This window comes from Leeuwenhoekiella sp. CH_XMU1409-2, assembly GCF_037029365.1.
Classification (GTDB): domain Bacteria; phylum Bacteroidota; class Bacteroidia; order Flavobacteriales; family Flavobacteriaceae; genus Leeuwenhoekiella; species Leeuwenhoekiella blandensis.
Map to the genome: position 1 here is coordinate 124,347 of NZ_JAYMEI010000005.1, position 14,762 is coordinate 139,108.

The window sequence follows — 14,762 nt, forward strand, 5'->3', positions numbered from 1 at the left end:
TAATGCATAAAATAGTACTGCTTACAGGCGTGTTTCTTTTAGGAATGCTTAACGTCTGTGCTCAAGGACAGGCAAATAATTGGTATTTTGGATACGGTGCCGGACTGAACTTTAGCACAGGATCGCCAAGAGCATTAACCGATGGAAGCTTGTATACGCTTGAAGGTTGTGCGACAATTTCTGACGATGACGGAAATTTGCTATTTTATACCGACGGAATAACCGTTTATGGAGCAGATCACAGCATTTTAACCAACGGAACAGGATTATTTGGAAATCCTTCCAGCACGCAATCTGCGATCATCATTCCGCAACCGGATACACCGGGTATCTACTATATTTTTACGGTTGATACGACTACGAGACAGGGGGAAACGAACGAAGGTGTGAATTATTCCATCGTAGATTTTACCTCAGATCCAGACGGTGTTGTGCGTGAAAAAAACACGCCATTGTTGAACTACGCAGCAGAAAAGCTAAGTGCGGTGATCAAGAGCTGTACCGATAATAGTGTTTGGCTCGTTACCTTATCTTCAGCTTCAGGGAATCAAAATTTTATCAATACGGTTTATGCATTTCAGTTGAGTTCAGCCGGACTCGATACAAGCCCGGTACGTTCTAGCGCAGGTTTTGTTGTAGAAGATCCCAGAGGAAACTTAAAATTCTCACCAGACGGAACCAAACTAGCTATCGCAAATGCAAGCGGAGGTCTATTCTTAGCCGATTTTGACTCAGAGTCCGGAACCGTAACCAATACGCAGCGTTTGAATATAAACTCAGCTAACTATGCTGCTTATGGAGTTGAATTTTCACCGAATAACAGATTCTTGTATTCAGCCAGCTCTAATAATGAAGATTCAAGATTAGGAGCAGGAAATCATTTTTCATCCTTGATTCAGTACGATCTGGAGGCTGCTGATATCAATGCCAGCCAGGTCTCTTTAGATGAAAGTGGCTATTACAGAGGAAGTTTGCAGTTAGGACCTGACGGAAAAATTTATCGAGCTTTAAGCTTGGCGTATGAAGAGGGTTTAAATTCATTGGGTGTTATTGAAAATCCAAATGCGTTAGGAACTGCCGCAAACTATAATGATCAGGCTATTGATTTAGGAACAGGTGTGAGCTATCAAGGTTTACCTCCATTTAATCAATCCCTTTTTAATGAATTAGATATTATTCAAAATAGCATCAGTACTACCCAATTAACCTTGTGTGATGGTGAAAATTATGTTTTGGGCTATGAGCCCGTGGCGGGAGCACTTTATTCCTGGTATAAAGACGGAAATTTAATAGCTGGAGCAACAGATTATCAGTTGAACATTAGTCAGCCTGCTGGAGTTAGTTTACCGTATACGGAAACCTATGAGTTTAGACTAGATCCTAATGATGGAAGCTGCGAGAAAGTAGGTGTGGCAGAAGTGACGTATTATGCATACCCATCTGCTGCAACAGGATTGTCGCTAACCCAATGTGAAGATGCCGGGACTGCTGATGGTCTGAGTATTTTTAATTTAACGCAAGTGCAGGAAGAGCTCACCGGGGGTGCTACGGAGCTTACGGTAAGTTATCATCTCAATGCTACCGATGCTGCTTCAGAAAGCAATGCTATTGATCCTGTTGGTTATGAAAATACAAATCCAACTGAAACAGTTTACGCCCGGGTAACTAATCCGGCCGGCTGTAGCATTACGGTGCCTATTGATTTAATAGTAAGCAGTTCTGCGGCAAACGCAGCAGTTTTAGAAGGCTGTGATCTTGATGATACAGGCTTCGCCGAATTTGACCTTTCGCAAGCAGATGCACAGGTTTTAGACGGTATTTCAGGAAATTATGAGATTCATTATTACCCTACAGAAGAAGCCGCTTTGCTAGAAGATTCGGCTCTGGAGCTTCCGCAGTTGTATACCAATCAAACCGCTTATAATGAAACCGTTTATGCACGTGTTGAAAATAATAATGCGTGTTTTGCCATAAGTACTGTAGATTTAATTTTAATTCCGAGACCTGATTTTTCTTTAGAAACAGAAGCCATTTATTGCGAAGCTTCCTATCCCGAAATTCAGACGTATTCGCCAGATTACACCGATCTGGAGCCCTCAAGAACTTACTCCTACGAATGGTTTCCCGAAGGGCAGACGACGCCTTATTTAGAAACCAATTTGCCAGGTGATCATACCTTGCGGGTAACCGACGTGAACACAGGCTGTTTTAGAGAAGCAACCATTACGATACTAGAAGAACAAATCCCGATTATTGATAACATTGAAGTAACCGATGCTACCGAAAATAATACGGCTACAATTACACTTTCTGGTAATGGTGCTTATGAAGTAGCTATCGACGATGAGACAGGGCCTTATCAGGATGAATTGTTTTTTGATGGGTTAACTCCCGGATTTCATACTTTGTATGTACGTTCAAAAAATGCTTGTACAGCAATATCTCAAGAGTTCAGCATTATCGGCTTTTCAAAATATTTTACACCCAACGGTGATGGATATCACGACTATTGGCAAGTACAGGGAATAAGTGCGATGGTTCAGCCGGGGACGGTAATTCGTATTTTTAATCGCTACGGAAAGCTTTTAAAAGAATTGAATCCGTTAAGTCAGGGTTGGGACGGTACTTTTAGCGGGACCAATTTACCAGCCGATGATTATTGGTTTCAGGTTAACCTTGAAGACGGCCGTGTTTTTAAATCACATTTTACCTTGAAGCGATAGCCTTAATTTTAAGGGAATCCTAAGATTTCTAAACTTTACTCTGACTCTCAAATAGTTTAATTTTACGTAGGGATTTTTTTCTTTAATCGCTCTTGTCTGAGCGCAAATACGATCTATTTTGAAATTCAATATACAGTCAGAATTTAAACCAACAGGAGACCAGCCCGGTGCGATTGAGCAATTGGTAGGCGGCATTGATGCCGGTGAGCGTTATCAAACCTTACTTGGGGTTACCGGTAGTGGTAAAACCTTTACCGTGGCCAATGTGTTACAGGAAGTTCAAAAGCCAACCTTAGTATTGGCGCATAACAAGACCTTGGCTGCACAATTGTATAGTGAGTTTAAAGCCTTTTTTCCAAATAACGCTGTTGAGTATTTTGTTTCCTATTATGATTATTACCAGCCGGAAGCGTACATCCCAACGTCAGGAACGTATATTGAGAAGGATTTGTCGATTAATGAGGAGATCGAAAAATTGCGTTTGAGCACAACTTCGTCTTTGCTTTCAGGACGCCGCGATATCATTGTGGTGGCTTCAGTTTCTTGTTTGTACGGTATTGGGAATCCTGTGGAATTTCAGAAAAATGTGATCGCGCTGGAGCGGGATATGGTTATTTCTCGGACTCAGCTGCTTAAACGTCTTGTACAAAGTTTGTATAGCAGAACGACCGCTGAATTTAACCGCGGGAATTTCCGCATAAAAGGAGATACAGTAGATATTTATCCGGGATATGACGATCACGCTTTTCGTGTGCATTTCTTTGGTGATGAGATCGAGGAGATCGAAGCCTTTGATGTGACAACCAATGAGGTTTTAGAAAAGTACGATCGCTTGAATATCTATCCGGCCAATATGTTTGTTACCAGTCCGGATGTGTTGCAGAACGCTATAGATCAAATCGGTTTCGATATGGTAAAGCAGGTGGACTATTTCAAAGAAATAGGAAAACATCTTGAAGCAAAACGTCTCGAAGAACGAACCAATTTTGATCTGGAGATGATTCGCGAACTCGGCTACTGTAGCGGAATCGAAAACTATTCTCGTTATTTAGACGGAAGAGAACCCGGGACGCGTCCCTTCTGTCTTTTAGATTATTTTCCTGATGACTATTTGATGGTGATTGATGAGAGTCACGTTACCGTTTCTCAGGTAAGCGCGATGTATGGAGGAGACCGAAGTCGTAAAGAAAATTTGGTAGAATATGGGTTTAGACTTCCGGCGGCAATGGATAACAGACCGTTGAAATTTGAAGAGTTTGAAGCGCTTCAGAATCAAGTGATCTATGTGAGTGCAACACCTGCTGATTATGAATTGCAGAAATCTGAAGGTACGTATGTGGAGCAGATCATTAGACCAACGGGATTACTAGATCCTATTGTTGAGGTACGACCGAGTTTAAATCAGATTGACGATTTGATCGAAGAGATTCAGAAGCGTGTGGAAAAAGACGAACGTACGCTGGTAACTACCTTGACCAAACGAATGGCTGAAGAACTCACCAAATATTTAACCCGTGTTGATATTAGAACCCGCTATATTCACTCTGATGTAGATACTCTTGAGCGTGTAGAAATTATGTCTGATCTGCGTAAAGGTATTTTTGATGTTCTTGTAGGGGTGAACTTGTTGCGGGAAGGTCTGGATTTGCCCGAAGTTTCGCTCGTGGCTATTCTTGATGCCGATAAAGAAGGTTTTTTACGTAGTAATAGATCTCTTACGCAAACCATAGGTAGAGCTGCGCGTAACATCAATGGGCTGGCAATAATGTATGCTGATACGATTACCAGAAGTATGCAGGAAACCATTGATACTTCAGAATACAGAAGACAAAAGCAAATCGCTTACAATGAGAAACACGGTCTAAAACCGATGGCGATCAAAAAGTCTTTAGACAATGCATTGGCTAAGAAAGAGAAATTCAAATTTGAAGCTGAAGAATTGACTAACGTTGCAGCCGAGCCCGATACTGCATATATGAGTAAGCCTAAACTCGAGAAACTCATCCGTGATACGCGTAAGCAAATGGAAGCAGCAGCAAAAGAGTTAGACTTTATGGAGGCTGCCAAGCTTCGAGACCGTATTAAAAATTACCAGGAGCAGGTAAAAGAATTGAATTAATTATTCATATTTACTTAAAACATCGAGAACAGCTTCTTTGTAGCTTCGGCTTATGGGAAGCGATTTTTCTTCAACTTCTACGTGCTCGTTTGTATACGCTTTAATCGCAGAAGCAGCCACGATAAAAGACCGATGAATTCTCAGGAATTCTGAAACCGGTAATTTCGCTTCAAAATTAGATATCGTTTCCCGCGTGGTTAAGGTTTCTGTTGAGGTATGAATCTTAATGTAGTCACTTAAGCTTTCAACATAAATGATCTGATCAAATTCAACTTTGATCATCTTTCGATCTGCACGAATGAACACAAAATCATTCTGCGCTTCTTTTTCGATTGAAAGGGAGACCGGCTCCGTTTTGACAGTTTCACCAAGACATTTATAAACAGCTTTCAATAAGCGGTCAAAGGAAATGGGTTTTAATAAATAATCTACGGCCTGCAGTTCAAAACCTTCTACAGCATACTCGCGATGGGCGGTTGTAAATACGATTTTGACGTCATTTCGTAGAAGTTTCCCTAAAGAAAGACCGGTGACTTCAGGCATGTTGATATCAAGAAATATAACATCGACCGATTGGGTTTTTAAAAACGTGAGTGCTTCAATCGCATTTTTAAAATCACCTAGGACTTCAACCAGCGGGATTTGGCGCAAATGTGTAAGCAAGATGGCTCTGGCTGTAGGTTCATCATCTACAATTATCGCGGTGAGTTTTTTATGCATTGAGCTTGAGATTTAATTCAACTGAATACCAGGAATCTTGAGTATCAACTTCTAAAGTATAGTTTTTTCCAAAAAGGAGATCGAGTCGCTTTTGAATGTTGGGCAAGCCAATTCCTTGTGGTGTTTCAGAAGGTAACGCATTGAGGAACGTATTTTTAATTTTAAAGCAGAGTTCGTGATCGTCTGCTTTTAGATCGATAAGAATTTGAAGTTTTCCATCGAGAATAGCACCATGTTTAAATGCATTTTCAACAAAAGGCAAAAACAGCATCGGCGGAATGGTAATCGCTGGATTATTATACTTTTTGGTCACCGAAACTTCCAAAGTATCTTGAAAACGAATTTCTTCAAGACTCAAATACTCTTCAATGTGTTTCAGTTCGTCTTCTAGAGAAACCTCTTTTTCTTGTACCTGATATAAGATATAATCAAGCAGATTAGAAAGTTTTAGAATGATATCTGGCGTTTGTCGGGATTGGCGTAATGCAAAACCATAAATGGTATTGAGTGTATTGAATAAAAAATGCGGGTGTATTTGCTTTTTTAGATAGTGCAACTCTTGCTGTTTGATATGCAACTGCGTGTCTAGTATTTTGTTTTCTAAGGCCTTGTTTTGGGTAAGCATATTAAAATTATGCTTTAGAATATGCACAAAACTCACAAGCCCAACCACGAGATAAATGAGAATCATTATGAAAATGAGGTTGCGGCTCATAGGTGGCGTTTCGGCAACTCTTAGATTGGAAAGAAAGATAAAACTACCTATCATAGTCACAGTTGCAAGAAAGGCAGTAAAAATCAATACGTAAATGGCATACAGGCTGAATAATAGATAGCGCTGTTGAAGCAAATATTTTGGGACCAAATAATAAGCAGTCGTATAGGTCGTAAGCATGGTAAGCGGCAGTAAAATGCTTGAGAACCACGTGACGTAAAGCGAATTTGTTGAGTTATAACTGAAAAAGTACACAAAGAAAAACCAAACTCCAATCCACAACAAAGTATGGGAAGCAAAAATGCGGGTCTGGTTAAACTTCAATAAATCCATGGATGCAAGATGCTAAAATTTGGCAAAATTGAATAGTTTTTGAGACGAACTGCAGAAACTCATCCTGATTTAACACAAGTGTTTTTGATGTAGAATCGCTTGCTTAATCGGTTATCAGTCGCAAATAAATTTTAAATACTTTTATCTCAAATACTTTTGAAGCCTATTCATTCTTAAAAACCAAATTATGTTATTAGACAGAATTCAAGAAGGCGGCCCATTTTTTATGTGGCCTATCGTGATCGTATTTATCATTATTGTTGCACTGTTTGTAAGACAAATGATTACCAAAGCAGATAAAGCACACACCATAACCTTATTAAGTAACATTAGCTTATTTATTTTAAGCTGGGGATTGTTAGGAAGTGTCATTGGTCTTATCGAAGCTTTTGATGCTGTTGAAGGTTTAGGCGAAGTTTCTCAAGGAATGATGGCTGGCGGACTTAAAATAGCATTTCTAACCACTGTTTTTGGGTTGGTGACTTTTATTTTTGGCCGACTTTTTATCTTGATTTTAAACTTGATGAAATAATACTCTTCAAAAACCACAAAAGCCGAATCTGGATGGATTCGGCTTTTGTGTTTTACAGTAAACAGTTGTCTAACTTTTTTGTTCTTTGTTGAAATAAACCAGATAATAATACATCTGGCGTTCTTCATCCCAACCTTTTTCTACAAACTTTTCTGCACTTTCAGGATTTACAAAATCCAGTTTGATCTGTACGTTGGTATCCAATTCTATAACACTTTTAATACGCTTACGCGCACCACTTACGGCAGTGTTTGAAATCGGGAATGTAGTTAGATCTTCAATTTTATATTTAGGCGCTTTTTCGGTTTTGTAATTGTTGAATTCAGGAATCAATGCCGGGTTTTCCATCACTTCGTTCATAAAGTTTTGCTCTACAAACTCATCGTTTTTAGCAAAGTGATTCACCGCACGGTTCATGAACATCACTTCTTCCTTTTTATCTTCAGCAGGAAGCACAACGTCTTTGGCAAAATCCTGACAGAATTTTAAATACTTCTTGGTATAGAAGTTTTCATCAGCAAGAATATCAACGCCTAAGAAATTCTCCAGCCAATACTTGGTGTCATAGCGGTTAGAATCGATGGAAAGAATTTTATAACCGTTTTCAGAATTTTTATTGAAAATCAAGCAGCCTTTGTCAAGTTTGCTGAGGTTTACACCTTGTTCTAGATGCATTTGCAGGTTGTTTTCACCTTCTTGAAACTGAAGAAAATCCTGCTTAAGCTCTGATTTAAAAATCCCGATGGCATCCATTTTTTCATTATCCATCATCACATTTTCAATATGGGCGACATAAACTTCACCCGGTTTAATGTGTGGGTGACTGGACTGCTCATACAAGAGCTTTGCAATTTCTACTGAAATCTCGTGCGATTGTCTCGGGTCATTAAAAACCGATGCAACAAGGTTGGATAGCGAATGAAACTCTAAGTCTGCCTCGTGAACAAATTGATAGTAGTTTTCTTCTTTATCACGGAAAGGCTTAAAGAAAAACTCTTTGATCAAAGGAGTGATCTCGTCATTAAGATGGTATCGCTCCTTAGATAAAAAAGCACCTTCATTTCGGCTTTTATTACCTATGCGATGTATGGAAAGCGACTCGATTTGAGCAGAATATAAATTGATCATTTGCTGTTGTGTTTAAGTGGAGAACTAATTCTGGAAGCCTAATTTAATTCCAGTTTTCATCAAAATCAAGACCGTCATAGTCTTCGATATCATAATCGTCATCATCATCTGCAAAAGGGTCGTCCTCATCAAGATCATCTTCATCACCTGAAAAATCTGCCGGTGGTGCTTCTGCCGGAATTTGGCCGTGCACATACATCAAATTAGGATAAGAAGTACCGTCTTGGGGCTCGGCGATTTCAGCGAGCTCTACAAAGAACGTCCATAGATTTAAAAAATCATAAACGTAAATCAAACGCGTTTGATCCTCAGAAAGTACATCTTCGAGCAAGGTCTCATTCATCATGCGTAGTGGGGAATCAGACTCGCTCATATCAAAAAGCGGAATTTCTTCTCCTTGACGCCACTCATCATCGCTCACATAAAATGAAGCCATTTCTGTGCCGTCAAACCCAAAACTTTGGGTGATCGAGTTGTGAAAATCTTCGCAAGTTGCATTTTGCTCGATCTCAATGTCTCTAAAGATATCTTCTTCAGTATCTAGAATAACGCGAAAACGGTAAATCATAATCTAATTTTTAAGCAAAGTTAAAACTTCAAAATAGGTAATAGTCCTAAAAATCTAAAATCAAATCCTCTCAATTGAAAATTTTCAAAAGGGCGGCAAAGATATAATTTCAAGAAAGGCTTAAACGGCTTTTTTGAGGTTTTCTTTTTTGTTTGCAGTAAGCAAAATATAAAACTGAATTCCAAAGAGTAACGAGGCTACAACCAAGTGTATAGGTTGCGTTAAAAACGGAAATTCAAAATAATTCATTAAAACTCCGGTTGCGATCTCGATTAAGATCAAAAGAACCACCCAATAGAAACTGCGGTGTCCTAGATTCAATTTTCTATTGCGCATAAACAACCACGCATTTAATAGAAATACGATGATAGAGAAGGAGCGGTGAATGTAAAAAGTAATTTCAGGATTATTGAGCCACAGGTTTTTTGCTGCGTACCCCACAAGATCTACTTGCTCGTCGATATGTTGCCGCACTTGTGTTCCTAAAACGATTTGAAGCATCGTAAGCACAATTGCGATTAGCATTCCTGTTTTGAAGCCCTTATCAAATTTGAACTTGTTTGTCGTAACAGATGCTTCGTAAAGCATATAAATTAACAACGCTACAATGAGTAACGCAATGACCATATGAATCGTAATGCGCACCGGAGAAAGCACTGAGTAAACCACGGTTGCACCAATCCAGCCTTGAAAGCCTATAAGAAAAACTGCAAGTATGGAAAGAAGGATGCGTTTACGCTTTCGCTCTTTAAAAATAGCAGCGCCCAGCATTACCAGAAAGGCCAGACCGGCAAGCGCGCCAAATAAGCGATTAACGTACTCGATCCACGTATGCCAAGGGTTAAAAATGGCATAATCGTGTTTGTCATACCCATTCCAGTTTTGTGGATTGAAAGCTTCAGCAGTTGTAAAGTCGGTTTTTGCAACGCGCAGCGTTTCATCTACAATAATCACCTGACCTTTTTCATAGGTTTTTTCAGGCGTCCATTCTAATTCGCTTGCAGAAGTTGGTGGTATGATATAACCAAAACATTTTGGCCAGTCGGGACATCCCATTCCGCTGCCGGTCATACGCACAACAGCTCCGGCAATGATCACCAGATAAATAAGAATAAGCGAAACAATTATTGACTTTCTATACACGAGTTTAACGTATTGAGTAATTAACTTTTTACAGCTTCCAGACCTAATTCTTCGCCTTTTTTCAACATAAAAGCGTGAGCAGCTTCATATTCATTAGGAATTTCTCCTTCAAGAATCGCTTCTTTAATCGCCTCTTTTATAATCCCGATTTCTTTAGAAGGTTGTAAGTCGAATGTGCTCATAATTTCTTCACCACTTACCGGCGGTTGAAAATTGCGCACGTGATCGCGCTCTTCTACCTCTCCAATTTTTTGACGAACAGTCTTAAAATTATTATGATATCTGCGATAACGCTTAGGGTTTTTGGTCGTGATATCGGCTTCACAAAGTGTCATCAGATCTTCAAGATAATCCCCGGAATCAAAAATCAAGCGACGCACTGCGCTGTCTGTCACAAAATCTTCAGCGATGACGATAGGGCGCGAACTCATCAAAACGAGCTTTTGAACGAATTTCATTTTTTCATTCAAAGGCATTTTTAATCGCTTGAAGAGTTTAAAAACCATTTTAGACCCTACAAATTCGTGTCCGTGAAACGTCCAACCTATTTTTTTGTCAAAACGTTTTGTAGGTGCTTTGCCGATGTCGTGCAACAATGCCGCCCAACGCAGCCATACATCTTCAGTATTTTCAGAAATATTATCAACCACTTCTAGCGTGTGGTAAAAGTTGTCTTTATGCTTCTGACCTTCTTTTTCTTCAATGCCTTTAAGCGCAGTCAATTCCGGAAGAATGTAGTTGAGCAAGCCTGTTTTTTCAAGAAGTAAAAATCCTTTAGAAGGTGTTTTACTCAGCATTATTTTATTCAGTTCATCAACAATGCGCTCTTTGGTAATGATCTTAATCCGGTCTTTATTTGCTGAAATTGCCTCAAGCGATTTGCGCTCGATCGTAAAATCGAGTTGTGTGGCAAATCGTATGGCGCGCATCATACGCAACGGGTCATCGCTATATGTGATATCGGGATCAAGCGGCGTTCTTATGATCTCGCGTTCAAGGTCTATGATCCCATCAAAAGGATCAACGAGGTCTCCCAAAGTTTTTTTGTTCAGACTTATTGCTAGCGCATTAATCGTAAAATCTCGACGGTTTTGATCATCTTCAAGGCTGCCATTTTCAACCACAGGATTGCGGCTATTTTCATTGTACGACTCTTTGCGTGCGCCTACAAACTCCACCTCGATATCTCCATCGCGTAACATCGCCGTTCCGTACGTTTTAAAAACCTGAACTTTAGGTTTATGAGGAAGGAGTGAAGCTACTTTTTCAGCGAGTTCGATTCCGCTTCCTACAGCGACAATATCTATATCTTTTGCTGAACCTCTCTTTAAAAGAAAATCGCGTACGTAACCACCTATCACATAGGTTTCAAGATTTAATTCTTCCGAAGCTTGTGTGATCGTATCAAAGATTTTTGGCTGTAAAGCCTCCGGAAAACTGGGAACTGGCATGTATTCTTATTTACTCGATAATCGAGATTAAAATATCCCGGGAAAAACCCGAAATAATACGTTGACTATTTAAAATCTTCAGCGCTGATGCTAAAAATCACTTGCGTAAAACTTTAACCTGACCATCGTTACTTAACCTGATAATGGTTGAGGATTTGGTCGATTTATGTTTGCGCTGCAAATTTACGATATAGTCTACTCCCTCCAAAATAGGTTGACTTATTTCAGGGAAGCGCATGGGGGTTTTTTCGCCACTAATATTTGCAGAAGTAGAAACCAGTGGTCGTCCCATTTTTTTGATGAGGCTTCGGCAAAATTCATCTTGAACGATACGAATTCCTAGCGTGTTGTCTTCACCTACAAGATTTTCGGCAACACGTATGGGCTTATCGTAAATAATCGTCGTGGGCTGATCTGCATATTTGAGAATATTGTAAGCAACCTCAGGGATTTCTTCAACAAACTGATTGAGCATCTTCATATCACTCACCAGGCAAATCAAGGCTTTACTTTCTTTACGTTTTTTAAGCGCATAAACCTTGTCGATCGCATCAGCATTGGTCGCATCGCAACCTATTCCCCAAACGGTATCTGTAGGATAGAGCAGTAGGCCACCGCGCTTAATCACACCGAGGGATTCATTAACTTCGTTGATTATATTTTGATCGTATTTGTTATTTGCCATTCCGGTTAAAATTAGAAGCTGTAAAGTTATTCTTTAAAGATTGTTTTTAAAGCTAGTTGATCTCTTAATTCATACTTTAGCAAATCAGAAAAAATAATTTAAACTATGACTGTTGCTTTAATAATAGCTACTTATAATTGGCCTCAAGCTTTAGAATTGATTTTTTTGAGTGTTTTAAATCAAAGAAGATTTCCTGATGAGGTTATAATAGCAGATGATGGGTCGCGCTCTGCCACTAAGAGTATTATCGAAAATTTTGAGATGGTTTTTCCTAATAAGGTGAATCACGTTTGGCAAGAAGATCTAGGATTTAGGAAATCTAAAATTCTGAATAAGGCTTTGAAGGCGACATCTTGTGATTATATAATTCAAATAGATGGGGACTGTATATTACATCCACAATTTATACGAGATCATATTAAATTTTCTGAAACAAATACATTTCTATATGGAAGCAGAGTTAATATTCAAAAAAACAAAGTAGAAACTCTTTTTGCATCGAAGCAAGTTAGGTTTTCTTCTTTTTCCAAAGGAATCAAAAAAAGAACTAGAGCCTTACACATTCCTTTGTTAAGTGTAAGATACAAGGCCTTGCCTAGTTTATCTTCTAAAATAAGAGGGTGTAATTTTTCGTATTGGCGAAAAGATGCCTTAGCAATTAAAGGTTATGATGAATTTTATACGGGCTGGGGAAGAGAAGATTCTGATTTTGCAGCTAGACTTTTACATAATGGAATAATGGGTAAGCGTATACGTTACGCAGGAATTGTTTATCATATATGGCACAGTGAAGAATCTAAAGACAAGGTAAATCAAAATACAGATTATTTTAATCAAGTATTAGATGAGAAGCGTATATATCCAAAAGAAGGAATTTAGCTTTTAAATATTTCTTTTATCCAAGCGTTAATTTCATACTTCCTAATTATTTTTTCTGGTACAGGTTCATAGCTAGAATTAATGAATTCTTTTGACACTACCGGGTTCTCAGGATCTACAACCAAAATATTTGATGGATTATAAAAATCATAGGTAACTATGTCTGGATTAGTGGTGATTAATTTTTTATTATATCCAAGAGATTCCATTACTCTAAAACTTAAACCACGCTGGTCAGATCGTTGAATATCAAGTAAAACTTTACTTTTTAAAAACATTTTATGCACTTCAGATATACTCAACTTTTGATTAATGAATGTGACAAAACTTGATTCTTTTTCTTTTTTTGAGAAAATCAGAAATTCATAGTCAATATTATTTTGTAACAAATTTTCAGCTATCTTTTTTATATCTGAAAATCTATTATCAAGTGAGGAGATATTGAAGACCTCAGTATCTTTTACATATTCTTTTCTTATTTCGACACAGCAAGGAATGAAATTTGTCAAGAATGTAAAGCCTTGTTCTATACAATCTTCTTTTTCATAAGAAAATACTTCGTCAAAATATTTAAGTACAGGCTTTTGCCTTGGCATTTTAGCTAAACTATCAAAAAGAAATGTTATATACCTGCTAGTTATTGATTTTAGAAATAGATGTGTTTTTTTAGGTAAATATTGAGGATGAATAATTAGAATCTGATCAAAAGTATCATCCTTAAATTTATTTAGAATGGTATTATGTCTAAAGTCCATTTTTGCATTCCTACCTAAGCCTTTCATTATAAATGCAGAGAGATGATGAGCTTTACTCTTATATTTGAAGTTTAAAGGTTCTTGTCCTAAATAAAGAATTTTAGCATCTATGTTGTTTTGTATAAGTACGGGCTTTATCAAGTCAATATATCCAAAAATATAGCTCGATATAATTAAAACTTTCATTCAGAAATTAATTGTTTAAAAATTCTAATAGTGATTTAGTTACTTTTGCAATCTAAATTTTCTCAATGAAAATCGTTGTTCACCAATCGGTCAAAAATAGTCTTTTAAAACTAAAGGAGTTTTTCTTCAGTTTTGAAAATGATGGAAGCATTCTAGCAGATGGTAACCGTAATCAAATTAAAATATTTGAGCTTGAAGGCAAGAAAATTGCAATTAAGGCTTTTAAGATTCCTAATCTGGTAAATAAAATCGCGTACAAGTACTTCAGGAAATCTAAGGCACAACGCTCCTATGAATATGCCTGTAAGTTGCTTGAAAAAGGGATTCTCACTCCGCAACCTATAGCGTACGCGTTAGAAAGTAATGGACTATTATTCAATAAAAGTTTTTATGCAAGTGCTTTGGTTAAAGCTGACGCGACATACCGCACATTGGTAAATGATGAAAATTTTCCAAATCGTATTGAGATTTTAAAGGCTTTTACACGATTTACTTATGAGATGCACGAGAAACAGATTCATTTTTTAGATCATTCTGCCGGAAATACGTTGATCGTACAAACCGAAAAAGGCTATGATTTCTATTTAGTTGATTTAAACCGAATGGAATTTAAGCCGCTGGATTTTGAAACCCGTATTCAAAATTTTGCCCGATTGACCCCAAAGAAGGAAATGGTTGATATTATGGCTGAGGAATATGCCAGAGTAGGAGACTACGATGAAGCTAAAACCAAAGTCGCGATGTGGAAGGCAACACAGGATTTTCAAGAGCATTTTGCGAAAAAACAGGCTTTCAAAAAGAAGGTGAAATTCTGGAAAAAGTGAT

General features: G+C 38.1%; 13 protein-coding genes. 5 read left to right on the top strand and 8 right to left on the bottom strand.

The genetic code is table 11. The features are described 5' to 3' along the window. Positions 1–2 precede the first annotated feature (2 nt). Both WA338_RS07235 and uvrB read left to right on the top strand, forming a co-directional pair. Positions 3–2,723, top strand: a complete 2,721-nt coding sequence (locus WA338_RS07235) for a T9SS type B sorting domain-containing protein (protein WP_336092786.1) — start codon at positions 3–5, stop codon at positions 2,721–2,723. A 118-nt stretch (positions 2,724–2,841) separates the two neighbouring features. Then, positions 2,842–4,842: an excinuclease ABC subunit UvrB gene (gene uvrB / locus WA338_RS07240; protein WP_336092787.1), complete on the top strand. Its 2,001-nt coding sequence runs from the start codon at positions 2,842–2,844 to the stop codon at positions 4,840–4,842. Here the strand turns inward: uvrB and WA338_RS07245 are convergent, their stop codons facing one another. Beyond that, a complete protein-coding gene (locus WA338_RS07245; protein WP_336092788.1) occupies positions 4,843–5,562 on the bottom strand; it encodes a LytR/AlgR family response regulator transcription factor in 720 nt (239 codons plus the stop codon). Beyond that, a complete protein-coding gene (locus WA338_RS07250; RefSeq protein ID WP_336092789.1) occupies positions 5,555–6,610 on the bottom strand; it encodes a sensor histidine kinase in 1,056 nt (351 codons plus the stop codon). The genes WA338_RS07245 and WA338_RS07250 overlap by 8 nt, the downstream gene beginning before the upstream one ends. 187 nt (positions 6,611–6,797) lie before the next feature. Here WA338_RS07250 and WA338_RS07255 point away from each other — a divergent pair, with 187 nt between their 5' ends. Continuing rightward, complete coding sequence (locus WA338_RS07255; RefSeq protein WP_336092790.1) at positions 6,798–7,142, top strand: MotA/TolQ/ExbB proton channel family protein; 345 nt, start codon at positions 6,798–6,800, stop codon at positions 7,140–7,142. 69 nt (positions 7,143–7,211) lie between these two features. On the opposite strand, the gene WA338_RS07260 is transcribed toward WA338_RS07255, so the two are convergent. The 5 genes from WA338_RS07260 to WA338_RS07280 form a co-directional block, all read right to left on the bottom strand. Then, complete coding sequence (locus WA338_RS07260; RefSeq protein WP_336092791.1) at positions 7,212–8,270, bottom strand: nucleoid-associated protein; 1,059 nt, start codon at positions 8,268–8,270, stop codon at positions 7,212–7,214. A gap of 43 nt (positions 8,271–8,313) precedes the next feature. Further along, a complete protein-coding gene (locus WA338_RS07265; RefSeq protein ID WP_009780660.1) occupies positions 8,314–8,838 on the bottom strand; it encodes an IS1096 element passenger TnpR family protein in 525 nt (174 codons plus the stop codon). Between the two features lie 120 nt (positions 8,839–8,958). Then, positions 8,959–9,981, bottom strand: coding sequence for a COX15/CtaA family protein (locus tag WA338_RS07270; RefSeq protein ID WP_336092792.1), 1,023 nt, complete (start codon positions 9,979–9,981; stop codon positions 8,959–8,961). A 20-nt stretch (positions 9,982–10,001) separates the two neighbouring features. Then, complete coding sequence (locus tag WA338_RS07275) at positions 10,002–11,432, bottom strand: CCA tRNA nucleotidyltransferase (RefSeq protein ID WP_336092793.1); 1,431 nt, start codon at positions 11,430–11,432, stop codon at positions 10,002–10,004. Between the two features lie 97 nt (positions 11,433–11,529). After that, entirely contained in the window at positions 11,530–12,117 is a 588-nt protein-coding gene (locus tag WA338_RS07280; protein WP_336092794.1) for an L-threonylcarbamoyladenylate synthase, read from the bottom strand. A gap of 105 nt (positions 12,118–12,222) precedes the next feature. Between WA338_RS07280 and WA338_RS07285 the strand changes: the two genes are divergently transcribed. Then, entirely contained in the window at positions 12,223–12,996 is a 774-nt protein-coding gene (locus WA338_RS07285) for a glycosyltransferase family 2 protein (protein ID WP_336092795.1), read from the top strand. Here the strand turns inward: WA338_RS07285 and WA338_RS07290 are convergent. Then, complete coding sequence (locus tag WA338_RS07290; RefSeq protein WP_336092796.1) at positions 12,993–13,937, bottom strand: hypothetical protein; 945 nt, start codon at positions 13,935–13,937, stop codon at positions 12,993–12,995. The genes WA338_RS07285 and WA338_RS07290 overlap by 4 nt on opposite strands. Before the next feature lie 65 nt (positions 13,938–14,002). Between WA338_RS07290 and WA338_RS07295 the strand changes: the two genes are divergently transcribed. Then, positions 14,003–14,761 (top strand): lipopolysaccharide kinase InaA family protein, encoded by a 759-nt coding sequence (locus tag WA338_RS07295; RefSeq protein WP_272985845.1) that lies wholly within the window; start codon positions 14,003–14,005, stop codon positions 14,759–14,761. Position 14,762: the final 1 nt, after the last annotated feature.